This is a genomic window from Cupriavidus sp. USMAA2-4, assembly GCF_001854305.1.
GTDB lineage: Bacteria > Pseudomonadota > Gammaproteobacteria > Burkholderiales > Burkholderiaceae > Cupriavidus > Cupriavidus malaysiensis.
Window position 1 is genome coordinate 602,269 of record NZ_CP017749.1, and the last position, 21,937, is coordinate 624,205.

At 70.3% G+C, this 21,937-nt stretch carries 20 protein-coding genes; 10 read left to right on the forward strand and 10 right to left on the reverse strand.

Features of this window, described 5'->3' with window-relative positions; translation table 11 throughout:
- Positions 1-10: 10 nt before the first annotated feature.
- The 9 genes from BKK79_RS22755 to fliE form a co-directional block, all read right to left on the reverse strand.
- Positions 11-700 carry a metallophosphoesterase family protein gene (locus tag BKK79_RS22755; protein WP_071018441.1) on the reverse strand — a complete coding sequence of 230 codons (690 nt, stop codon included), beginning with the start codon at positions 698-700 and terminating at the stop codon, positions 11-13.
- Entirely contained in the window at positions 681-1,661 is a 981-nt protein-coding gene (locus tag BKK79_RS22760; RefSeq protein WP_071018439.1) for an ATP-grasp domain-containing protein, read from the reverse strand. The genes BKK79_RS22755 and BKK79_RS22760 overlap by 20 nt, the downstream gene beginning before the upstream one ends.
- A gap of 2 nt (positions 1,662-1,663) precedes the next feature.
- On the reverse strand, positions 1,664-2,473 hold the full coding sequence (locus BKK79_RS22765) for a WbqC family protein (RefSeq protein ID WP_071040307.1): 810 nt from the start codon (positions 2,471-2,473) through the stop codon (positions 1,664-1,666).
- Positions 2,466-3,698 (reverse strand): class I SAM-dependent methyltransferase, encoded by a 1,233-nt coding sequence (locus tag BKK79_RS22770; protein ID WP_071038867.1) that lies wholly within the window; start codon positions 3,696-3,698, stop codon positions 2,466-2,468. Before BKK79_RS22770 ends, BKK79_RS22765 begins: the two co-directional genes overlap by 8 nt.
- The gene (locus tag BKK79_RS22775) at positions 3,695-4,258 is read right to left on the reverse strand and encodes a dTDP-4-dehydrorhamnose 3,5-epimerase family protein (protein ID WP_083384407.1); all 564 of its coding nucleotides are present in this window, start codon (positions 4,256-4,258) and stop codon (positions 3,695-3,697) included. Before BKK79_RS22775 ends, BKK79_RS22770 begins: the two co-directional genes overlap by 4 nt.
- On the reverse strand, positions 4,243-5,325 hold the full coding sequence (gene rfbG, locus BKK79_RS22780; protein WP_198173419.1) for a CDP-glucose 4,6-dehydratase: 1,083 nt from the start codon (positions 5,323-5,325) through the stop codon (positions 4,243-4,245). Before rfbG ends, BKK79_RS22775 begins: the two co-directional genes overlap by 16 nt.
- Complete coding sequence (rfbF, locus tag BKK79_RS22785; protein ID WP_071018433.1) at positions 5,316-6,086, reverse strand: glucose-1-phosphate cytidylyltransferase; 771 nt, start codon at positions 6,084-6,086, stop codon at positions 5,316-5,318. The genes rfbG and rfbF overlap by 10 nt, the downstream gene beginning before the upstream one ends.
- Positions 6,083-8,338 carry an O-linked N-acetylglucosamine transferase, SPINDLY family protein gene (locus tag BKK79_RS22790; RefSeq protein WP_083384406.1) on the reverse strand — a complete coding sequence of 752 codons (2,256 nt, stop codon included), beginning with the start codon at positions 8,336-8,338 and terminating at the stop codon, positions 6,083-6,085. The genes rfbF and BKK79_RS22790 overlap by 4 nt, the downstream gene beginning before the upstream one ends.
- 160 nt (positions 8,339-8,498) lie before the next feature.
- Positions 8,499-8,822: a flagellar hook-basal body complex protein FliE gene (fliE, locus tag BKK79_RS22795; protein ID WP_071018431.1), complete on the reverse strand. Its 324-nt coding sequence runs from the start codon at positions 8,820-8,822 to the stop codon at positions 8,499-8,501.
- 367 nt (positions 8,823-9,189) lie between these two features.
- Here fliE and fliF point away from each other — a divergent pair, with 367 nt between their 5' ends.
- The 10 genes from fliF (at position 9,190) to BKK79_RS22845 (ending at position 20,270) form a co-directional block, all read left to right on the forward strand.
- A complete protein-coding gene (fliF, locus tag BKK79_RS22800; protein ID WP_071038869.1) occupies positions 9,190-10,887 on the forward strand; it encodes a flagellar basal-body MS-ring/collar protein FliF in 1,698 nt (565 codons plus the stop codon).
- On the forward strand, positions 10,874-11,869 hold the full coding sequence (gene fliG, locus BKK79_RS22805) for a flagellar motor switch protein FliG (RefSeq protein ID WP_071018428.1): 996 nt from the start codon (positions 10,874-10,876) through the stop codon (positions 11,867-11,869). Before fliF ends, fliG begins: the two co-directional genes overlap by 14 nt.
- Positions 11,856-12,683 (forward strand): flagellar assembly protein FliH, encoded by an 828-nt coding sequence (fliH, locus tag BKK79_RS22810; protein ID WP_084085078.1) that lies wholly within the window; start codon positions 11,856-11,858, stop codon positions 12,681-12,683. Before fliG ends, fliH begins: the two co-directional genes overlap by 14 nt.
- Complete coding sequence (gene fliI, locus BKK79_RS22815) at positions 12,676-14,103, forward strand: flagellar protein export ATPase FliI (RefSeq protein WP_071038871.1); 1,428 nt, start codon at positions 12,676-12,678, stop codon at positions 14,101-14,103. Before fliH ends, fliI begins: the two co-directional genes overlap by 8 nt.
- Positions 14,104-14,111: 8 nt before the next feature.
- A complete protein-coding gene (gene fliJ, locus BKK79_RS22820) occupies positions 14,112-14,564 on the forward strand; it encodes a flagellar export protein FliJ (protein ID WP_071018425.1) in 453 nt (150 codons plus the stop codon).
- A 52-nt stretch (positions 14,565-14,616) separates the two neighbouring features.
- A complete protein-coding gene (locus BKK79_RS22825; RefSeq protein ID WP_071038873.1) occupies positions 14,617-16,164 on the forward strand; it encodes a flagellar hook-length control protein FliK in 1,548 nt (515 codons plus the stop codon).
- A gap of 172 nt (positions 16,165-16,336) precedes the next feature.
- A complete protein-coding gene (gene alkB / locus BKK79_RS22830; RefSeq protein WP_071038874.1) occupies positions 16,337-16,990 on the forward strand; it encodes a DNA oxidative demethylase AlkB in 654 nt (217 codons plus the stop codon).
- A 91-nt stretch (positions 16,991-17,081) separates the two neighbouring features.
- Positions 17,082-18,005 carry a LysR family transcriptional regulator gene (locus tag BKK79_RS22835; protein WP_071018420.1) on the forward strand — a complete coding sequence of 308 codons (924 nt, stop codon included), beginning with the start codon at positions 17,082-17,084 and terminating at the stop codon, positions 18,003-18,005.
- Positions 18,006-18,468: 463 nt separating this feature from the next.
- Positions 18,469-19,590 (forward strand): porin, encoded by a 1,122-nt coding sequence (locus tag BKK79_RS22840; RefSeq protein ID WP_083384404.1) that lies wholly within the window; start codon positions 18,469-18,471, stop codon positions 19,588-19,590.
- Positions 19,591-19,964: 374 nt separating this feature from the next.
- Positions 19,965-20,270, forward strand: a complete 306-nt coding sequence (locus BKK79_RS22845) for a hypothetical protein (protein WP_071038875.1) — start codon at positions 19,965-19,967, stop codon at positions 20,268-20,270.
- 61 nt (positions 20,271-20,331) lie between these two features.
- Here BKK79_RS22845 and BKK79_RS22850 read toward each other — a convergent pair whose 3' ends face one another.
- Positions 20,332-21,807: an amino acid permease gene (locus BKK79_RS22850; RefSeq protein ID WP_071038877.1), complete on the reverse strand. Its 1,476-nt coding sequence runs from the start codon at positions 21,805-21,807 to the stop codon at positions 20,332-20,334.
- Positions 21,808-21,937: the final 130 nt, after the last annotated feature.

The window sequence follows — 21,937 nt, forward strand, 5'->3', positions numbered from 1 at the left end:
TCGATTCCCGTCAATATTCGATGGCAACCTTGTCGATGCGCCCGCCGATCTGAGCCCCCTGGTACAGGCAGGACGCATAGTGCGGCGGGAACCCCGCGCGCGCCATCGCCTCCGCTGTCTGCGCGATGTCATAGGCGACCCGCTGCAGGCGGATCTCTTCTCCGTCCAGCACCGCGAACGCCGCACGCGGATCGCCATCGCGCGGCTGGCCGACCGAGCCGGGGTTGCAATAGGTCCGCTCGCCGATGACCGCCAGCGTCTGCACATGGGTATGGCCGGAAAACAGCCTCCTGGCCTGCGCCGGCACGGTCTGCGCATCGATCCGGTAGAGGTACTCATCCATCGGGTCGTTCCAACCGCCATGCACGAAGCGGTTGTCGCCTTCGGCATGCATCGGCACCGACTGCTCCAGCCAGGCGCGTTGCTCGGCGCTGACCACGCCTCGCTGGTAGGCGATGATCTCGCTGACCAGGCGCGAGCGCGGGCAGTCGACCGCCGAGACCAGGTAATAGTCATGGTTCCCCATGACGTTGAGCGCGCCCAGTTCGCGCAGCAGGTCGATGCATTCGCCGGGCTGCGCGTAGTAGCCCGCGACATCGCCCAGCGAGAGAAAGCGGTGGCAGCCGAGCCCGCGCGCGGCGTCGACCACCGCGCGCAATGCCGGCAGGTTGCCGTGGATATCAGAAAGAATCGCCAGCATATTCGACGAAGTCCTCCGCGTAGCGCCAGGCGCGCCCCGCTCGCAGCACCGGCGTGGCAGGACGGCGCGCGTGCGCGTAGAAGTCCACCGCCATGGCGGCCTCGTTGTAACCGAAGGCCGTGCGCAGCGAGGCACTGCTGGAAAAGCGCGGATTGATCTCGAGCAGGTAAGCCTGCCCGGCCTCCACGCGGAACTGGAAATTGGTCGGACCGAGCGGACGCAGATGGCGCACCAGGGTCCCTGTAGCGGCCACCACCGCCGGCTCGTGCGCGGTCTCGGCGAAAGCGGTGTTGCCCGCCTGGGCCAGGCGCCGGCGCATCACGATGGGGGGCAGCGCCTCACCGTCGCCAAAGCCGAACACGCCGACGGTGTACTCCTCGTCGTCGCTGCCGACGATGCGCTGGACCAGGTTGTTGCCGCCATGGCGGCCGCGCCAGTAGGCATGGTCCGCAGCGTCGTGCAAGCGCACCACGCCGCGCGAACCGTTGCCGTCACGCGGCTTCATCAGCAGGGGGGCGGGACCGAGAGCCGACAGCAGCATCTCCCAGTCACCGTCCTGCCGTGTCGGGATGGCCGGCAGTCCGAGCGACGCGACCGCCTGGCCGCAATGCCACTTGTCAGCCGACAAGGCGATCAGTTCACTACGATTCAGCGCCAACGGCACGCCCAGCCCGGCGAACAGCTCGCGCTGGCTGTCGAGATAGAGCACATCGAGTTCGAGTGCCGGAAGCACCAGGCCCACCTGCTCGGCACTGACCAGCTCGCGCCAGAAGCGCCGGTAGGCTGGATCCGACTCGTCGCAGCGCGGCTTGGCGTGGAAGGCATCGCACAGCGAGCGGCCCACGCTGTCCGGATTGCGATCCACCCCGACCACGCGCAGCGGCAGGCCGCTGGCGCGCAGGCTGCGCACCACGCCTTGCCCGATGATGGCTCCGACACCGGTGACGACGACGGTCAGCACGATCAGTCCTCCTCTGCCCGTGCCGGTGCCGGCGCGGCGGCGGCCTGGCGCGCCAACATCTCGCGCCAGCCGATGGTGCCCGAGACGATGTGCCGGGCGCCCTCCCGGCCGCAGTTTGCCACCAGGTCGAGAGCGCTAACGTAGGGCGTGAAGGCGCCGTGTCCCTGCGCATAGGGCCGCAACTGGTAATCCATGTATTCGACGGCGATGCCGGCTTCGTCGAAGCGGGCGTGCTCCAGATAGCGGCTGGCGCCGTGCCCGGTGACATAGCGCGCCGCGCCGACATGCCGGCAGATGTCCAGCAGCCGGACCGTCTTCGCCCCTGGCACGCCAAGCCGCGAGCTGTCGCGGAAGGCGGTACCAGCGGCCAGACCGAAGTAGTCAGCCAGCGCTACCATCGAGGCGCGAGCCAGTTCGCACAGCGAAGTGGTGGGCAGGCCCAGCACCCCGTCGAGCAAAGCGAGTGCGTCCTGCAGGTGCGGCGCGCCGCGGCAACTTTGCGCCAGCTGGGCCCGGTGCTGCTCGCGCCAGCCCTCGCTGTCGTCGACCTCGACCTCGTCGATGCGGTCGTCGAAGCCTGGCGCACGCAAGGGCACGCTCATCCAGCGCACGCCCTGCGCAGTCTTCAGCTGGACCCGTTTGGTGAAACTGCGGCGCGCGAACTGCACGTCGTCGTAGAAGACGAAGGTATCCGCCAGGCGGATCTGCTCCAGCATGCCCACCCACGGGAAGTACATCGGCTGCGACACCACCACACAATGCGCGCGGGCGGCGGCAGGCGCGGCTACCGCCGCGGAAGTGCGATCAGTCATGGCCGACACGGCGGATCTCCGGCACGGCGACGACGAACTCGCCCCCCCAATCGTTGACATGGGCCTGTTGCGCCGCCACCTCGCCGGCGATGTTCCAAGGCAGGATCAACACCACGTCCGGCCGGTCCTCGCGCAACCGCTCCGGCGGCAGCACGGGAATGTGGCTGCCCGGCAGGAACTTGCCCTGCTTGGAAGGCGCGGCATCGCAGACGTAGGGCAGCAGGTCGGGCCGGATGCCGGCGTAGTTCAGCAAGGTATTGCCCTTGGCGGCCGCGCCGTAGCCGGCCACGCGCCGCCCGACGCGCTTCTGTTCGAGCAGGAAGCGGCACAGGCCGTCCTTGACGCCGTCCGCGCGCGCCTGGAAGCCGGCATAGGTCGACAGCCGGCACAGGCCGAAGCGCTCCTCCTCCGCCAGCACCTGCGCCACGGCGGGCGCGTCCGCTCGCGGGTCGGCCTGGTGGCAGCCGAACACCCGCAGGCTGCCGCCGTGCGTCGGCAACTTCTGCACGTCGCACACGCGCAAGCCTGCGGCGGCGAAGATCCGCCGCACGGCGGACAGCGACAGATAGGAAAAATGCTCGTGGTAGACCGTGTCGAACTGGATCTGCTCGATCAGCCGCTGCAGGTGCGGAAACTCCAGCGTGATGGTGCCACCCGGCTTGAGCGCCGCGCGCAGCCCCTGCGTGAAGTCATTGATGTCCGGCACATGCGCGTAGACATTGTTGCCGGCGATCAGGTCTGCCTGCCGGCCCGACGCGGCGAGCCGCTCGCCCAGTTCACGGCCGAAGAACTCGCGCAGCGTGGGCACCCCCGCACGCTCGGCGGCCTGCGCGGTGCCCAGCGTCGGCTCGATCCCCAGGCAGGGAATGCCGGCGCGGACGAAGTTGCGCAGCAGGTAGCCGTCGTTCGAGGCCACTTCGATGACGAAGCTGTCCGGGCCCAGCCCGAGCCGCCCGCTCATCTCGCGCGCGTAGCGCGCCGCGTGCTCCAGCCAGGTCTGGGAGGTCGAGGAAAAGTAGGCGTAGTCGTGCCGGAACAGCTCGTCGGCGCGGGCGTAGTCCTCGGTCTGCACCAGCCAGCAGTGCGCGCACACGCGCAGCTTGAGCGGGAAGTGGGTCTCGGGTGCATGCAGGTCGGGCTCGCTCAGGTAGGCATTGGATGGCGGCGCGAAGCCGAGATCCAGGAAGACGTGCTCGAGCGGCGCGGCGCAGTGTCGGCAGTTCATAGGGCGATTCCAGGAAAATCCGCCGTCAGCAGGGCATGTCCGCGGTCGCGCGCGGAGACATCGGCCACCGGCAGCGGCCAGCCGATGCCGGCGCGCGGATCGTCGTGACGGACCCCGCCTTCGGCGGCCGGCGCATAGGCTGCCGTGTGCAGGTACAACAGTTCGCTGTCCGGCTCCAGCACCTGGAAGCCGTGGGCGCATCCTTCGGGGATGACGAGCATGTGGCCGTTGTCGGCGCTGAGCTCGAAGGCCTGCCAATGCAGGAAGGTGGGCGAGCCTGCGCGCAGGTCGAGAGCCACGTCCCAGACGCGTCCGCGCAGGCAGCGCACCAGCTTCATTTCCGCATGCGGCGGACGTTGGAAGTGCATGCCGCGCACCGCGCCCACGCGGGCGGTGCGCGAATGGTTGGCCTGCACAATGCGGCGCGCGCCGAGCAGCGGCGCCAGCTCATCGCTGCAGAACAGGCGCGCGAAGGCGCCGCGATGGTCGGCGAAGCGCTCGCCGCGCACCAGCGCGAGGCCGCCCAGGCGGGCCGGCTCGATGCTCAGGCGCTTGTCCATACCGCTCCGGCGCCGGCGGCGCAGTCAATGTAGTCGGCCAGCTGGGCATGCGTCAGTCCGGCGCCGCCCTGCAGCGCCTGGCGGTACCACTGGGCGGTGGCGCGCAGTGCATCGTCCAGTCGCCACACCGGCGCCCAGCCCAGCAGCTTGCGCGCCTCGGCGCTGTCCAGGCCGAGCAGCGCGGCCTCGTGCGGACCGGCGGTGTCGGCATCGACCCAGCCGAGCTCGGGCCAGAATGCCCGCATGCGTTCCAGCACCGCGCCGACGCTGCGGTTGTCGTCGGCCGCCGGGCCGAAGTTCCAGGCCCGCGCGCAGGACGCGTCGCCCGCCAGCAAGCGCTGCCCGAGCAGCAGGTAGCCGGACAGGCAGTCCAGCACATGCTGCCAGGGGCGCGTGGCGCGCGGCGAGCGTACCTGCAGCGGCTGCCCGGCCGCCTGCGCGCGCACCAGGTCCGGCAGCAGGCGATCTTCCGACCAGTCCCCGCCGCCGATCACGTTGCCCGCGCGGGCGGTCGCCAGCAGGATGCCGCGCGCCTCGAGGAAAGCCTGCCGGTAGCTCTGTGCCGCCAGTTCGGCGGCCGCCTTGGAGGCCGCGTAGGGGTCGATGCCGCCGAGCGTGTCGCTCTCGCGGTAGCCCCAGGCCCATTCGCGGTTGTGATAGACCTTGTCGGTGGTGACCACCACCACCGCGCGCACCTGCGGGTGCCGCCGGCACAGTTCGAGCAGGTTGGCGGTCCCCATCAGGTTGACGGACCAGGTGTCGAGCGGCTCGCGGTAGGACTGCCGCACCAGCGGCTGGGCGGCCAGGTGGAAGACGATCTCGGGACGGCTCGCGGCAAAGGCAGCGTCCAGGCCGGCGAGGTCGCGCAGATCGCCCTCGCGGTGCGCCACGGGAAGATCGAGCTGCCGCCAGTGGTTGCGCTCGCCCGTGGGCGCCAGCGCATAGCCGGTCACGCTGGCGCCGAGGCGGGTCAGCCACAGCGCCAGCCAGCTGCCCTTGAAGCCGGTATGCCCGGTCAGCAGGACACGCCGTCCCGCGAAGATATCGCCGAACTGCTTCACTGCCAGACCTTCCACGCCGGCCGGCCGCCCGCCCACTGTTCCTCGAGCTGGTTCTTGTCGCGCAAGGTATCCATCGCCTGCCAGAAGCCGCCGTGGTGGTAGGCCGCCAGGTGGCCGCTCGCAGCGAGCCGCATCAGCGGCTCGCCTTCCCAGCTGCTCTGGTCGCCGTCGATCAGTTCGATCACGGACGGATCGAGCACGAAGTAGCCGCCATTGATCCAGGCGCCGTCGCCGGCCGGCTTCTCCTGGAAGCTGCGCACCGCGCCGCCGTCGATATTGAGGGCGCCGTAGCGCCCGGGCGGCTGGATCGCCGTCACCGTGGCGGGCTTGCCGTGGCTGTGATGGAAGGCGACCAGCTTGCCGATGTCGATATCGGCCACGCCGTCGCCGTAGGTGAAGCAGAACGGTTCGCGGCCGAGGTATTCGCGCACGCGGCGCAGGCGGCCGCCGGTCAGGGTGGCCTCGCCGGTATCGACCAGCGTGACGCGCCAGGGCTCGGCGTGCCGCTGGTGTACCTGCAGCTCGTTGGCCCGCATGTCGAAGGTCACGTCCGACATGTGCAGGAAGTAATTGGCGAAGTACTCCTTGATGACGTAGCCCTTGTAACCGAGGCAGATCACGAAGTCATTGATCCCGTAGTGGGAGTAGATCTTCATGATGTGCCACAGGATTGGCTTGCCGCCGATCTCGATCATCGGCTTGGGCCGCAGGTGCGACTCTTCGGAGATGCGCGTGCCGAGGCCGCCGGCCAGGATCACCGCTTTCATGCCGCCTCCCGCTGCGGCTCGGCCGCGACGCCGGCGATCTCCCGCCGCGACGGCACGCCCTGCCGGTCCAGGTAGGCCAGGTCGATGCCGAAGCTGTCGCGCAGGAAGGCATCCAGCACCTGCTTGTCGCGCCCGCACTCGTCGAGCCGCGCGCTCAGCAGGCGATACAGCGGCAGCGAGTACTTACGCTGCGCCGCGCTCTCGATCAGCAGGTCGAGCGCGCGCTCGCGCTCGCCGCGGGCATATGCCATCTCGCCGAGCGCATAGGCCACCAGCCAGTGCTTGTTCCATTTCGCCGAGATGTTCTCCAGCAGGTTGCTCAGCGCCTCGTGCTCGGCCCGGTCCAGGTGGCCCATCACCAGCTGGACCAGCTGCTCCAGCGGATACCAGGCGCCGCCGAGGAAGAGACCCTCGCCCGCGCGCGCCGGCACCTGCGGCACGTCGCGGTATTCGGCGACCAGCGCCGTGGCCTGCTGCTCGAACCAGCGGCAGAACGGTGCCGCATCGCCCAGCGCGCTCTGCTCGAAGCGCGAGCGCAGGGTCAGCCGCAGTGCATTGAGGCCCGGCACGTCGCCGGCCAGCTCGACCGCCGTGGCCACATAAGCGTCCTCGCTCTCGCAGGCGAGGCCGCCGAGGCCGACGGCGTGCACGCAGGCCGCGGAGATGCGCTCGTGGAAGGCGCGGCCGGCCAGCGTCACCACCGGAACGCCCATCCAGAGCGCATCGCAGGTGTTGGCGCCACCGGTCATCGGCGCCGTGTCCAGCACGATGTCGAAGCTGTTGTAGAGCACGTACTGGTTGACACGGGAGCGCGGCACGCAGACCACGCGCTGCGGATCGATACCGGCCTGCTCCATGCGCGCGAGCAGCAGTTGCTTGACTTCGTCCTTGTCGAGTCCGTTGCACTCGACCATCAGGCGGCTGCCCGGACACCGGGCCAGCACCGCGCTCCACAGGCCGAGCGTGCGCTCGCTGATCTTGGCCAGGTTGATGCAGCAGCCGAACGTAACGAAGCCGGCCTCCAGCGCAGGCGTCTGGCGCACCGCGTAGTGAGGCTCGTAGACGCTCAGCGGCACATTCACCAGCGGGGCATACGTCGCGGCGATCACCGGCGCGCGCAGCAGCTTCTCGGTGTAGTTGGCCTCGTTGCCGGCCGGGTCGCTGATGCCATCGCTGATGCGGTAGTGGATGGCCGGCAGCCCGGTGGTGCCGGGGTAGCCGATCCAGGTCATCTGGATCGGTGCCAGGCCGTAGCTCATGTAGGTCACCGGCGTGACCCCGGTGTAGCCGCCCAGGTCGATCAGGATGTCCAGGCCGGCGGCATCGATCTCGTCGGCGATCTGCGTCTCGGACTTGCCCGCCAGGTCGACGAACCTGTCGGCATAGAGCGCGAACTTCTCCGAGACGTTGTCCCGGTGCGCATTCAGCGCGAACAGCTCCACTTCGAAGCGGTCACGGTCCAGGTTGGCCAGGAATGGCAGGATGAAGTACGCGCACGCGTGGCCGTACAGGTCGTTGGAGAGCATGCCCAGGCGGATGCGGCCCGACACGGGCGTCGCACCGCGGCGCTTGCGGCCGGTGCGCTTGCGGGACAGCAGCCTGGCATAGGCCTGCGCTTCGCGGCGCAGGTCCATTGCCGTCACGCTGGTTTCGAACAACATCGTGAACAGCAGGCTGCAGCGATGCAGCTCGGCCTCAGGCGCGATCTTGCTGATGCGCATCAGCACGCGCATCGATTCCGCCACGTCGCCGAGTTCCTTCAGGGAATTGGCATAGTTGAGCAGCCCTTCGATATTGTCGGGCTCGAGCTCCAGCGCCCGCGCCGCCGCGTTGCGCGCGGCCAGGAAGTCGGTGTGGGCATACAGCACGGCGGAGTAGGACACCCAGGCCGGCACCATCTCCGGCGCACGTTCCAGGCAAGCCTCCATCACGACGCGCGCCTCGACCTGACGGCCGTCCTCGCTGAGGAAGCAGCCCTGCATCAGGAGCAGCTCCGGCGAGTCGGGAAAGCGTTCGAGGCCGCGTCCGACCATCTCGATGGCCTGCGGACGGCGCCCCAGCCCGACCAGCGCCGCTGCGGCCCAGCGGTAGGCCTCGGAACTGGCCGAGGCCTCATCCGCCAGCGCCTTCTCGGCGTGACGCAGGGCCTGCTCGAAGCGGCCGGCCAGGCAGCCGGCGCGAGCGCGCTCGGCCAGATCGGTGTGTTTGCGGCTGCCCCGGTGGGCGGCCTTGGCGACGACGGGATGAGTCATGGGTGCAAGCGGGCTGGCGGCCAGGAGCGGTACCGATCGCCAGCGCCGGTGAAATAGATGCGATGAAGGGAACGAGGGGCAGGAACGCGCAGCCAGCCGCGGGGGCGCCCTTGCGGCCGCCACGGACCCGGAGCAGGCAGCGCCGGGAACGTGGCCGTGCTCAGACCGTCATGTTCATGATGTCCTGATACGCCGTGACCAGCCGGTTGCGTACCTGCACGCCGGTCTGGAAGGAGATGTTGGCCTTCTGCATCTCGATCATCACGTCGTTGAGCGAGACACCGGGCTTGCCCATGTCGAAGGCCTCGGCCAGGCCGTAGGCATGCTCCTGCACCGCGTTGATGCGCTTGAGCGAGCGCTGCAGCTCGCCGGCGAAGCCGCCCGACTGCAGCGCGGTGGTGTCGGCGGGCGACCCGCCACCGGCCGCCTGGGCCAGCCCGCGCAGCTGCTGCAGCATGCCTTCGATAGGGGAAATGGTGCTCATGGCGCTCTACCGCTCCAGAATTGCGTCTCAAACATCACATTAAGGCCTGGACACGCACGATCCAGGCCTTCGACGATGCCGAAGCGTACCCGCCCCCCCGCCGCACGCATGCGCTGAATTCGGGTGGAAAACCCATGCTATTCGCCCGATTGTCCGCCCCCTTCGTCGCCGATCATCGCTAGCGTGCCGTCCATGGCGCGGACTATCCGCCACGCCGTGCCGCCGGTACGCCAAATGACCAACTACCGCGGGGAGTACGCGTGTTTTTTCTGCAGCGTGATCTGAGCCACATCGATGCCGCCACCCTGGCCGGCGCCAGCGGCGGCAAGCCCGGCAGCCGGACCGGCGCCGGCCTGGAGACCGGCGCATGACCGCGGCCGCCACGCTGCCCAGCCGCGCTGAGCTGGTCGAGCGCCTCAAGGCCAACCCGCGCCTGCCGCTGATGCTGGGTGGCGCGGCGCTCGCCGCGGCGATCGCCGTGGGGGTGCTGTGGTCGCGCAGCCCCGACTACCGGGTGCTGTACAGCAACCTGTCGGAGCGCGACGGTGGCGCGGTGATCGCCTCGCTGCAGCAGATGAACGTGCCGTACAAGTTCGCCGAGGGTGGCGGCGCCATCATGGTGCCCGCCGACAAGGTGCCGGAGACCAGGCTGCGCCTGGCCTCGCAAGGCCTGCCCAAGAGCGGCAACACCGGCATGGAACTGATGGATGCGCAGAAGTTCGGCATCAGCCAGTTCGCCGAACAGGTCAACTACCAGCGCGCCCTGGAAGGCGAGCTGGCACGCTCGATCGAGTCGATCTCCGCCGTGCAGTCGGCACGCGTGCACCTGGCCATCCCCAAGCCCACGCTGTTCGTGCGCGAGCGCCAGAAGCCGACTGCCTCGGTGGTACTGCAGCTCTATCCCGGCCGCGCCATCGACGAGGGCCAGGTCGCGGCGATCGGCCACCTGGTTTCCTCCAGCGTGCCGGAACTGACCCCCAAGGCCATCTCCATCGTCGACCAGCACGGCAACCTGCTGTCGGGCAGCGGCGACAACCAGCGCCTGCTGGACGCGACCCAGCTCAAGTACGTGCAGACGCTGGAACAGGGCTATGCCCAGCGCATCGAAGCCATCCTCTCGCCCATCGTGGGCCAGGGCAATGTGCATGCGCAGGTCACGGCCGACGTCGACTTCTCCATCGTCGAGCACACCGACGAGTCGTACAAGCCCAACCAGGACCCGGCCAACGCGGCCGTGCGCAGCCAGCAGACCAGCGAGTCGTCCTCGCAAGGCTCGACGCCGGTCGGCGGCGTGCCCGGCGCGCTGTCGAACCAGCCGCCCCCGGCGGCCACCGCCCCCATCGCCACCGCGCAGGCGCAGCGTCCGGGCCAGCCTGGCCAGCCCGGCCAGCCTGGCCAGGCCGCCCAGCAGCCGGCCCAGGCCGCCACGGCCAGCACGCAGTCGAGCGGCCCGAGCAACAGCCGCCGCGACACCACCACCAATTACGAACTCGACCGCAGCGTGCGCCACGTGCAGCAGTCGCCGGGCGGCGTGCGCCGCCTGTCGGTGGCGGTGATCGTCAATTACCGCCAGAAGACCGGCGCCAACGGCAAGACCGTGGCGGAGGCGCTGCCGGCGACCCAGCTCAAGCAGATCGAGAACCTGACCAAGGAAGCCATGGGCTACTCCGGCGACCGCGGCGACTCGCTCAACGTGGTCAACAGCCCCTTCACCCAGCCGCGCGACGAGACGCCGGAACTGCCGCTGTGGAAACAGCCCGACATGATCGAACTCGCCAAGACACTGGCCGGCTACCTGATGCTGGCACTGCTGGCGATGTTCCTCTGGTTCAAGGTGGCGCGCCCGGTGCTGCGCAAGTACACCGCGCCGCCGCTGCCGGCACCGGCCGAGCCCGAAAGCGGCGAAGCGGTCCTGCTGCCTGCCGAGGAACAGGCCAATCCCGAGACCCTGCGCCTCACGGCCAAGTACGAGAGCGATCTCGCCCTGGTGCGCGACGCCGCGCAGCGCGATCCCCGCCTGGTGGCCAGCGTGATCAAGAACTGGATTGCCAATGACGACAAATAACGGCTTGCAGAAGAGCGCCATCCTGATGATGGCGATCGGCGAGGACGCGGCCGCCGAAGTGTTCAAGCACCTGTCGCCGCGCGAGGTGCAGACCCTGGGCTCGGCCATGGCCGACCTCAGCGCGGTCACGCGCGAGCAGATGGCCGAGGTGCTGGGTGATTTCCGCGACGAGACCGAACAGTACCTGGCGCTGAACGTCGATTCCGGCGCCTTCATCCGCAGCGTGCTGAACAAGGCGCTGGGCGAGGAGCGTGCCGGCTCGATCATCGAGGACATCCTCGAGTCGCGCGATCCGGGCGGCGGCATCGATTCGCTGAACTGGATGGATTCGACTTCGGTGGCCGAGCTGATCCGCGACGAACACCCGCAGATCATCGCCACCATCCTGATCCACCTGGACCGCCAGAAGTCGTCCGAGGTGCTGGGCATGTTCACCGACCGCCTGCGCAACGACGTGATCCTGCGTATCGCCACCTTCGGCGGCGTGCAGCCGGGCGCGCTGCAGGAACTGACCGACGTGCTGACCAAGCTGCTGGCGGGCCAGAGCCTGAAGCGCAGCCGCATGGGCGGCGTGCGCACCGCGGCCGAGATCATCAACCTGATGAGCACGGCGCACGAGGAAGCGGTGATCGACGGCGTGCGCCAGCACGACAGCGACCTCGCACAGAAGATCATCGACGAGATGTTCCTGTTCGAGAACCTGCTGCAGGTCGACGACCGCGGCATCCAGCGCGTGCTCAAGGAAATCGCCACCGAATCGCTCATCGTCGCGCTCAAGGGCGCGCCGCAGGAGCTGCGCGACAAGTTCATCCGCAATATGTCGACCCGCGCCGGCGAAATGCTGCGCGAGGACCTCGATGCGCTGGGCCCGGTGCGCGTGTCGCAGGTCGAGACCGAGCAGAAGGCGATCCTGCAGGTGGTGAGACGCCTGGCGGAAGCAGGCGAAGTCCAGATCGGCGGTGGCGACGATGCCTACGTTTAAGCGCCCCGATCCGCACGCCTACCGGCTGTCCGCCGGGCCGGAGCCGCGCCGCGAGGCGCCGGCCGACGGCTTCGCGCCGGCCTTCCGGCCGGCGCCGCAGCCCGACTTCTCCGCCCTCGATCCGCAGCCGGCCCCGGCCGCGGCGGGGCGCGGCGACTGGCGGCGCTGGAAGATGCGCTCGCTCGATCCGCGCGACGACCTGCCGCCGCCTCCGCCGCCGCTGCCGTTCGAACCCGCGCCGCCGCCGATCGATTTCGAGGCGATCGATGCCATGCGCGAAGGCGCGCGCAAGGAAGGCTATGCCCAGGGCTACGCCCAGGGCCAGACCCAGGGCTATGGCGACGGCCACCGCGAAGGCTATGCGCGCGGGCTCGAACTGGCGCGCGGCGAGGCCGCCCGCCTGCAGGAACTGGCCGGCACCTTCCGCGGCGCCCTGACGCACCTGGACGAGGAAGTCGCGCAGACCCTGCTGTCGCTGGCGCTGGACGTGGCGCGCCAGCTGGTGCGCGGCACGGTCGTGGCCGATCCGGCCATGGTCCTGCCGGCAGTGCGCGAACTGCTGGCCACCGAACCGGCGCTGTCGGGCTCGCCCTGCCTGCTGCTGCACCCCGACGACGTGGCCCTGGTGGAAACGCACCTGAGCGGCGAGCTGGAAGCCGCCGGCTGGACGGTGCGCGCCGACGGCGGCATCGAGCGCGGCGGCTGCGTGGCCAGCGCGGCCAGCGGCGAACTCGACGCCACGCTGGCCACGCGCTGGAGCCGCGTGGTCAAGGCGCTGGGCCGCGCCGACAGCTGGGAGCCCCCGCATGGCTGACAGCGCCGAGCGCCTCGAGGCGCCGATCCTGCACAGCCAGCACTGGCGCGACACGCTCAACGGCGCGCGCGCCCGCCTGGCCGAGATCAACAGCGTCCGCAACTGCGGCCGGCTGACGCGCGCCGCCGGCCTGGTGCTCGAAGCGGTCGGGCTGCGCCTGCCGGTGGGCAGCGACTGCCTGATCGAACTGCCGGCCGGCCAGCGCGACGGCCAGGGCCGCCGCACCGCCGAGGCCGAAGTGGTGGGCTTCGGTGCCGACCGCCTGTTCCTGATGCCGCAATCGGACGTGACCGGCCTGCTGCCCGGCGCACGGGTCTACCCGCTCGAACCGTCGCCGCTGCCGCCGGGCGACCATGCCCCGCGCGAGCCCGGCTCCAAGCGCCTGCCGGTCGGCGAAGGCCTGCTCGGGCGCGTGCTCGACGCGGCCGGACGCCCGCTCGATGGCCTGGGCCCGATCAGCGCCGCCCAGGAAGTGCCGCTGGCAGGCACGCAGATCAACCCGCTCGACCGCGCGCCGATCGAGACGGTGCTGGATACCGGCGTGCGCGCCATCAACGGCATGCTGACGGTGGGACGCGGCCAGCGCATGGGCCTGTTCGCCGGCTCCGGCGTGGGCAAGAGCGTGCTGCTGGGCATGATGGCCCGCTACACCAGCGCCGAGGTCATCGTGGTCGGCCTGATCGGCGAACGCGGCCGCGAGGTGAAGGACTTCATCGAGAACATCCTCGGCGCCGAAGGCCGCGCCCGCTCGGTGGTGGTGGCGGCGCCGGCCGACACCTCGCCGCTGCTGCGCATGCAGGGCGCCGCCTACGCGACCCGGCTGGCCGAGTACTTCCGCGACCAGGGCCGGCACGTGCTGCTGATCATGGATTCGCTGACGCGCTATGCGATGGCCCAGCGCGAGATCGCGCTGGCCATCGGCGAGCCGCCGGCCACCAAGGGCTACCCGCCCTCGGTCTTCGCCAAGCTGCCCACGCTGGTGGAGCGCACCGGCAACGGCCCGGAGGGCGGCGGCTCGATCACCGCCTTCTATACCGTGCTGGCCGAAGGCGATGACCAGCAGGACCCGATCGCCGACTCCGCGCGCGCCATTCTCGACGGCCACATCGTGCTGTCGCGCAGCCTGGCGGAAGCCGGCCACTATCCGGCCATCGACGTCGAAGCCTCGATCAGCCGCGCCATGACCGCGCTGATCACCCCGGCCCAGTTCTCCAAGGTGCGGCGCTTCAAGCAGCTGATGTCGCGTTACCAGCGCAACCGCGACCTGATCAGCGTCGGCGCCTACGCACCCGGCCACGACCACGAACTGGACCTGGCCATCCAGATGCATCCGCGCATGGAAGCCTTCCTGCAGCAGGACATCCACGAACGCGCCGACTATGACGGCTCGATCGACCAGCTGTCCGCTCTCTTCGAATAGGAGTGAACATGGCCAAGCCCACCCCGCTCAACCTGCTGGCCGACCTGGCCCAGAACGACACCGAGGCCGCGACGCGCGAACTCGGCCGCCTGCAAGGGCTGCGCACCCAGGCCGAACAGCAGCTCGCCGCGCTGAACAAGTACCGCGAGGAATACCGGGCGCGCATGCAGGCGATGGCACAGGACGGCATGACGGCCACGCGCTGGCAGGACTACGCGCAGTTCCTGACCTCTCTCGACGGCGCGATCCGCCAGCAGGGCCAGGCCCTGGCCCAGGCCGAAGCGGCACTGCTGACCGGGCGCGCCAACTGGCAGTCGCAGAAGCGGCGCCAGAACTCCTTCGACACGCTGGTGGCACGCGCCGAGGCGCGCGAGCAGGCCGCCGGCGCGCGCCGCGAGCAACGCGCCAACGACGAGTACGCCGCCCGCCTGGCGCGCGCCGCAAGCCACCGCCAGGACTGAGAACGAAAGCCAACCAGGCGCCGCCGCACCTGCGCCCGACGACGACGAAGACATGATCGACATCAGCCAGATTACCGCCGGCATCGCCAAGCTGGCCAACGCCGCCAACACCAGCAACACCGGCAACGCCAGCAATGCCGCCGGCACGACCGGCACCGCCAACGGATCGGCCGGCGCCAGCGGCAACAGCAACGGCGCGGGCTTCGGCGACGCGCTCGCCAAGGCGCGCGACAACGGGGGCAACAGCAACAGCAGCAACAGCAACAGCAGCAGCAACGGCGGAAACAACGCCAGCAACAACGCCAGCACCGGTAGCAGCAGCCAGTCCGGCAACGCGGCCGCGTCGACGGCGGACAGCAACGCGGGCAAAGCCCAGCAGGCGGCCCCGTCCAGCTCGCAGGCCGCCGCCGCACAGGCGCCTGGCAATGCATCCGGCACGACCGCGGCCAAGCCAGGCGCCGCTGGCAAGGACCAGGACGACGACAGCGCGGTCGACGCCGCGCAGGCCGCCATGCCCGACAGCGCCGCCCTGGCGGCCCTGGCCGCGGCGCAGATGACGCCGTTCCATGCGGCCACGGCTGCGCTTCCCGATGGCAAGCTCCAGGCGGGCAGCGGCGGCGATGCGGCGGCACTGCCGGGCGCCGGCGGCAACGGCAGCGCCGCGGCAGGCAATGCGGCCGCCACCACGCTGGCGGCGATCGCCTCGCAGCGGGCGGCGCTGCAGGGCAATGCCACCGCGACGGCCGGCAATGCGGACGACGCCGACGCGGCCCAGGCCCCGTCGGTCAGCGCTGCGCAGGACGCCAAACCCGCCGCAGCCACCGCCACCGGCAAGCAGGACCCGCTGCAGGCCTTGCTGGCAGGCCAGGCCGGCAAGAACGGCACGGGCACGACGACGGGCACCCAGGGCACGGCGCTGGCCGCCACGGCCGCACCGGGCGATGGCGCCAAGGGTGCGGCCCAGGCCGCCACCGCGCCGAGCGCCGCCGTGACCGGCGCCGGCGGCGCCACCACGGCCGCTGGCGCCAAGACCGCCGCCACCGACACGGCGAAGAGCATGGACGCCGCCACCTTCGCCGCGATGGCCGGTGTCCAGGCCGGCGGTACGCAGGCCGCCCAGCCTGCCGCGACGGCGGCGCAGGCCGCCCCGCTGGCGGTATCGCCGCCGCTCGGCGACGCGCAGTGGCCGCAGGCGCTGGGCCAGCAGATGGTGCGCCTGACCACGCAGGGCAGCCACACCGCCGAGCTCGACCTCAATCCGCCCAACCTCGGGCCGCTGAAGGTCGTGCTGAACGTGGTCAACGACCAGGCCCAGGCCCAGTTCGTCTCGCCGCACCAGGCCGTACGCGCGGCGGTGGAAGCGGCGCTGCCGCAACTGCGCACCTCGCTGGCCGAAAGCGGCATCCAGCTGGGCCAGACCTCGGTCGGCGCCGACAGCTTCGCCGGCCAGCAGCCCGGCAACGGCCAGTCCCAGCAACGCCAGGCCTCGAGCGGCGGCTTCGCCCGGCTGGCCGGCGTGGGCGACAGCAACGCGCCCGTGCAGACCGTGACCGTGCCGGTCCGCCAGCTCGCGCGCGGCGAGATCGACACCTTCGCCTGAGCACCGGCGGGTGACCGCGGGTGCCGGAAACGGTACCCGCCGCCCCCACCCTTCCCGCCCCCTTCCGGCCCCCTTCCGGCCCCCTTCCCGCCTGCCCGGCCGCGCCGGGCGCCGGTATCATGGCAGTGACGAACGGCGGCGCCGCACCCGGCGCGCCGTGCCGCGTGCAGCCATGACCTTCGACCTCTTCGACGACCTCCCCCCCGAAACCCCGCATACCGAGCCCCTCGCGGCCGGCGCGGTGATCCTGCGCGCCTTCGCCCATGCCGCCGCGCCGGCGCTGCTGGAGGCGGTGGCCCGCATCACGGCGAGCGCGCCCTGGCGCCACCTCGTCACGCCGGGGGGGCAGCGCATGTCGGTGGCCATGACCAACTGCGGCAGCTTCGGCTGGGTATCGGACGCGCGGGGCTACCGCTACGAGCCGGCCGACCCGCTCAGCGGGCAGCCCTGGCCGGCCATGCCGGAGCCGTTCCGCACCCTCGCGGCCGAGGCCGCGCAGGCGGCCGGTTTCGCCGGCTTCGCGCCGGATGCCTGCCTGGTCAACCGCTACCTGCCCGGCACCCGCCTGTCGCTGCACCAGGACCGCGACGAGCGCGACCTGCGCGCGCCGATCGTGTCGGTCTCGCTGGGCCTGCCGGCCACCTTCCTGTTCGGCGGCCTGCAACGCACCGACCGCACCGCGCGCGTGCGCCTGGCCCATGGCGACGTGGTGGTGTGGGGCGGTCCGTCGCGGCTCGCCTACCACGGCGTGGCGCCGCTGGCGGACGGCGACCATCCCCTGTGCGGGCACCAACGCATCAACCTGACCTTCCGCCGGGCGCGCTGAGGCGCCCGGCGCCCGCCGCTGCGCCGGGGCCTGGCACGCTCCCTGCTAGTGAGAGCACAACGCTCTCACACGGCCTCGTCCGCACGCACCGATGCTGCACCCGCCCAGACTCTATCTCTACCTCGACGCGGTGGCCCGCCACGGTTCCATCCGCAAGGCCGCGGCCCAGCTGCACGTGGCCTCCACCGCCCTCAACCGCAAGATCCTCGAAGTCGAGGAACAGATCGGCACCGCCCTGTTCGAGCGCCTGCCGCGCGGCGTGCGGCTGACCGCCGCCGGCGAGGTGCTGGTCGCCACCATCCGCCGCAGCCTGGCCGATCTCGATGCCGCCGCCGCGCAGATGTCGCAGCTGCGCGGACTGGTGCGCGGCAGCGTGCGCCTGGGCGCCGCCGAATCGGTCGCCAACGACTTCCTGCCGGAGGCGATCGGCCGCTACCAGGCCCGCTATCCGGGCGTGCAGTTCCGCGTCACGGTGGCCGGCACCGGCGACCTGCTGGCGGCCTTGCGCGAGGACGAGACCGACCTGCTGCTGACCCACGATCCGCCCGCCTCGCCGCTGCTGCAGGAACTGGCGGTATCGTCTCAACCCTTCTGCGCGATGCTGCGGCCCGACCATCCGCTGGCCGGCCGCAGCACCTTGCGCCTGGCCGACTGCCAGCCGTATCCGGTCGCGCTGGGCCCGGAGTGCTTCGGCAGCCGGCGCCTGATCGACGCCATCTGCGCGCGCAACCGCCTGAGCCTGCGCGTGATGCTGCAGGCCAGCAGCGTGGAGATGCTGAAGAGTTTCGCGCGCGAGACCGGTGCGATCTGCTTCCAGTTCCAGGCGGGCACGCTGCGCGAGGCGCGCGCGGGCACGCTGCACGCGCTGCCGCTGAGCGACCCCGAGCTGTGCGCCGGCCGCCTGGTGCTGGCCACGCGCAAGGGCCGTGCGCTGCCGCCCGCGGTGGCTGCCTTCGCCGAGCACCTCAAGGCCTCGCTGGCGGATCTCCACCAGCCCCTGAGACAGGCGGCCTGAGACCGTGGCGCGGCATGCCGCGCCACGGTGCGCGCCGCGCACACATTTTGCGCGCGCCATGAGCCAAAAATAGTGCTGGTTGCGCGCAGGCGAATTCCGCAAACTGGACCCGACACGAACCGGCACCGCCGCCTGGCGACCGGCGCCGACAGCAGCCACCTGCGCGCAATGCAGGGGAAACCATAAGACCGACGCAGGACGAGCCGCCATGCCCGCCACCCACGCTACCGCCACCCTCAGCACCATCCTCGGCGCCACCCTCGTCGCCATCCGCCCGCGGCGCGCCGGCAGCCCGCCACACGGTATGCGCCGCGCCGGCTAGTACCGCGCCGCCCCCCCTCCTGACGCCCCCTCGCGCCGTCACCACGACAAGAGCCAGCCGGCACCGGTCCGCCTCCGCGCGACCGGCCGGCGCGGGGGAGCTTTTGCCTGAACCATCGCAACCACGACCAGGGAGTCCTCCATGTTCCAGTTCCAGTTCCAGCCCCACCCCCGCACCCGTCCGCACGCCAGGCTGCGCGCCACCACCGGCAAGGCCCTGCTGGCCGCCGCCGCCGCGCTGCTGGCCAGCGCGGGCGCCATGGCACAGTCCAGCGTCACGCTCTACGGCCAGGTCGACACCTATGTCGGCAGCTCGCGCGCAGCCGGCGGCCAGCGTGCCTGGCAGGTCGGCGCGGGCGGCATGCAGACGTCCTACTGGGGCATCAAGGGCACCGAGGACCTCGGCAACGGGCTGAAGACCATCTTCGACCTGAACGGCTTCTACCGCGCCGACCAGGGCGCGATGGGCCGCTTCACCGGCGACACCATGTTCAGCCGCAGCGCCTTCGTCGGCCTGCAGAGCGACAAGGCGGGCACCATCCGGCTGGGCCGCAACACCACGCCGTATTTCATCTCCACCATCCTGTTCAACCCGCTGGTGGATTCCTATGTGTTCGCGCCGTCGATCTTCCACACCTACTTCACCGCGCGCAGCGGCGCCGTCTACGACCCCGGCATCATCGGCGACTCGGGCTGGAGCAACTCGCTGGTCTACTCCACGCCCAACTTCGGCGGGCTCACCGCCAACTTCATCTACGCCTTCGGCGAGCAGGCGGGCGACAACGGCAAGAACAAGTGGGGCGGCAACGTGCTCTACTTCAACGGCCCCTTCGCCGCCACCGTGGCCTTCCAGCAGGTCAAGTTCAACAGCGTGCCGGGCGACGTGACCTCGCCGGCGGCGCTGGCGGGCTTCGACAAGCAGAACGCCGTGCAGGTCGGCCTGTCCTACGACTTCAAGGTGGTCAAGCTGTTCGCGCAGGGCCAGTACATCAAGTCCAACGTCAACAACACAATCGGCGACATCAAGCACACCAACGGCCAGCTCGGCGCCTCGGTACCGATCGGGGCGGGCAGCGTGCTGGTGTCGTATGCCTATGACAAGACCAAGAACAATGTGGGCGATTTCAACCGCAATACCGTGGGCATCGCCTACGACTACAACCTGTCGAAGCGCACCGACCTCTATGCGGCCTACTTCTACGACAAGCTGAGCGGGCAGTCACATGGCGACAGCCTGGGCGTGGGCATCCGCCACAAGTTCTGAGGGACGCGCGGATGCGCGGCGGATTGCGCCCCGGATTGCGCGCTTCGACACTGCCTGGCTGAATGGCGGCCTGGCCGGTCCTTCGGACCGGCCATTTTTTTCGCACGGCACCGGCGCCACCGGAATGCCTTGCACGCTACCCGCAGGTATTCGCAGGTATTCGCAGGTATCCGCTTTGTACCGGAGCGGTGAGCGCGCACGCACATGCCGCGCATTCTTACAGAGAGGTGGCGCTTCATCACAATCCGCTAAATGCCGCGGGAAGACGCATCAATTCCGCCGCTGGCGCCCTTTGCCCCGCTGCTAAGGTGCGACGGCTTCCGGCTCATTGCGCACGGGAGCCCACCCAATCGAACGCTTTCAAGGAAAAGCACATGTCTTCGATCAGCAGCCTGTCCTCGAGCAGCGGCTACCTGCCGACCGCTTCGAGCCAATCCACCAATGCGCAGCGCCGCAGCGACTTCCAGCAGATCGTGCAGGACCTGCAGAACAACGACCTGAGCGGCGCCCAGCAGGCGCTGGCCAGGCTCAAGCAGGCCCATCATGGCGGCGGCCACCACCACGGCGGCGCCGCGATGCAGGCGGCGGCCGACACGACGTCGGACAACAACGATCCGCTGATCGTAGCCGCGGCCTCGGCCAGCGCCCCGGCCGGCTCGATCATCGACACCTCGGCCTGACCACCCCGGCTGCCGCGCCGTCCCGGTCCGCCATGATGGCGGCGCGGACGGCCACGGCGGCTCAGCTGCCAGGCGCGCGCGGCTGGCGCTCCGGATGGCGCAGCGCGGAATGGCCGCGCCCGTAGGAGAAATACACCACCAGGCCGATCGCCAGCCAGATCACCAGCCGGGCCCAGGTCACCAGCGGCAGGCCCACCATCAGCAGCAGGCAGAACAGGATGCCGAGCACCGGCACCACCGGCACGCCCGGCGCCCGGAACGGCCGGTCCACCCCGGCATCGCTGCGCCGCAGGTAGATCACCGCGCCGCACACCAGGATGAAGGCGAACAGCGTGCCGATGCTGACCATCTCGCCCAGCACCCCGATCGGCGTGAAGGCCGCCACCAGCGCCACCACCGTGCCGATCAGCGTCTGGCTCAGGTAGGGCGTGCGCAGCACCGGATGCACGCTCGCGAACATGGTCGGCAGCAGCCCGTCGCGCGACATGGTGAAGAAGATGCGGCTCTGCCCGTACAGCAGCACCAGGATCACCGTGGTCAGCCCGGTCAACGCGCCGATCTTGATGACCACGGCGAACCAGCCCAGCCCGATCGCGTCCACGCCCTTGGCGATCGGATCCGGCACGTTCAGTTCGGCATAGGGCACGATGCCGGTCAGCACGCCCGCCACGGCGATATAGAGCAGCGTGCAGACGACGAGCGAGCCGAGGATACCGATCGGCATGTCGCGCTGCGGCCGCCGCGCCTCCTGCGCCGCCGTCGACACCGCGTCGAAGCCGATGAAGGCGAAGAACACCACGGCCGAACCGCGCAGCACGCCGCTCGGGCCGAAGCTGCCGAACTCGCCGGTGTTCTTCGGCAGGAACGGATGCCAATTGGCCTCGTGTACGTAGAAGGCGCCGATCACGATGAAGGCCAGCACCACGCTCAGCTTGACGGCGACCATGATGTTGTTCAGGCGCGCCGACTCCTTGGTGCCCAGCACCAGCAGGATGGTCAGCGCGGCGACGATGACGATGGCCGGCAGGTTGATCACGCCGGACACCCCGCTGCCATCGGCCAGCTTGACCATCACGCCCGGCGCAGCCGCCAGCTGGGGCGGCACCAGGACGCCGAGATCCTTCAGCAGGCTGACCACATAGCCCGACCAGCCCACCGCGACGGTGGCGGCACCCATCGCGTATTCGAGGATCAGGTCCCAGCCGATGATCCAGGCGACCAGCTCGCCCAGCGTGGCGTAGGTGTAGGTATAGGTGCTGCCGCATACCGGCAGCATGGCGGCCAGCTCCGCGTAGCACAGCCCGACGAAGGCGCAGGCGATGCCGCCGAGCACGAAGGAGAGGATGATGCCGGGACCGGCGTACTGCGCCGCCGCCGTGCCGGTCAGCACGAAGATGCCGGCGCCGATGATGGCGCCGATGCCCATGGCCGTGATGCTCAGCGCACCTAGGGTCTTCGCCAGTTGCCGGTGCCCGGCTTCGGCACCGCCCACGATGTCGGCAACGGACTTGCGCGCCATCAAACCCGGAGTGGCCATGGTGTTTGCCCCCATCAGATCCGCGTGGACACGGCGCGGCCGTTCCCGGGCGCCAAGCCGGCGGCGGAAGCTGCCGGCAGCCGGGTCAGGCCGACGTGATCTGTCCAGTCTAGTGCGAATCTGCCGGGGT

Excerpts from the sequence above, each read along its gene's own strand:
- fliG (WP_071018428.1), top strand. The coding sequence starts at position 10,874 with ATGACGACAAATAACGGCTTGCAGAAGAGCGCCATCCTGATGATGGCG.
- BKK79_RS22790 (WP_083384406.1), bottom strand. The coding sequence starts at position 8,338 with ATGACTCATCCCGTCGTCGCCAAGGCCGCCCACCGGGGCAGCCGCAAA.
- BKK79_RS22840 (WP_083384404.1), top strand. The coding sequence starts at position 18,469 with ATGTTCCAGTTCCAGTTCCAGCCCCACCCCCGCACCCGTCCGCACGCC.
- fliJ (WP_071018425.1), top strand. The coding sequence starts at position 14,112 with ATGGCCAAGCCCACCCCGCTCAACCTGCTGGCCGACCTGGCCCAGAAC.
- BKK79_RS22835 (WP_071018420.1), top strand. The coding sequence starts at position 17,082 with ATGCTGCACCCGCCCAGACTCTATCTCTACCTCGACGCGGTGGCCCGC.
- fliE (WP_071018431.1), bottom strand. The coding sequence starts at position 8,822 with ATGAGCACCATTTCCCCTATCGAAGGCATGCTGCAGCAGCTGCGCGGG.
- alkB (WP_071038874.1), top strand. The coding sequence starts at position 16,337 with ATGACCTTCGACCTCTTCGACGACCTCCCCCCCGAAACCCCGCATACC.
- rfbF (WP_071018433.1), bottom strand. The coding sequence starts at position 6,086 with ATGAAAGCGGTGATCCTGGCCGGCGGCCTCGGCACGCGCATCTCCGAA.
- BKK79_RS22770 (WP_071038867.1), bottom strand. The coding sequence starts at position 3,698 with ATGAACTGCCGACACTGCGCCGCGCCGCTCGAGCACGTCTTCCTGGAT.
- BKK79_RS22825 (WP_071038873.1), top strand. The coding sequence starts at position 14,617 with ATGATCGACATCAGCCAGATTACCGCCGGCATCGCCAAGCTGGCCAAC.
- fliF (WP_071038869.1), top strand. The coding sequence starts at position 9,190 with ATGACCGCGGCCGCCACGCTGCCCAGCCGCGCTGAGCTGGTCGAGCGC.
- BKK79_RS22765 (WP_071040307.1), bottom strand. The coding sequence starts at position 2,473 with ATGACTGATCGCACTTCCGCGGCGGTAGCCGCGCCTGCCGCCGCCCGC.
- BKK79_RS22755 (WP_071018441.1), bottom strand. The coding sequence starts at position 700 with ATGCTGGCGATTCTTTCTGATATCCACGGCAACCTGCCGGCATTGCGC.
- BKK79_RS22775 (WP_083384407.1), bottom strand. The coding sequence starts at position 4,258 with ATGGACAAGCGCCTGAGCATCGAGCCGGCCCGCCTGGGCGGCCTCGCG.
- BKK79_RS22845 (WP_071038875.1), top strand. The coding sequence starts at position 19,965 with ATGTCTTCGATCAGCAGCCTGTCCTCGAGCAGCGGCTACCTGCCGACC.
- BKK79_RS22850 (WP_071038877.1), bottom strand. The coding sequence starts at position 21,807 with ATGGCCACTCCGGGTTTGATGGCGCGCAAGTCCGTTGCCGACATCGTG.
- fliI (WP_071038871.1), top strand. The coding sequence starts at position 12,676 with ATGGCTGACAGCGCCGAGCGCCTCGAGGCGCCGATCCTGCACAGCCAG.
- fliH (WP_084085078.1), top strand. The coding sequence starts at position 11,856 with ATGCCTACGTTTAAGCGCCCCGATCCGCACGCCTACCGGCTGTCCGCC.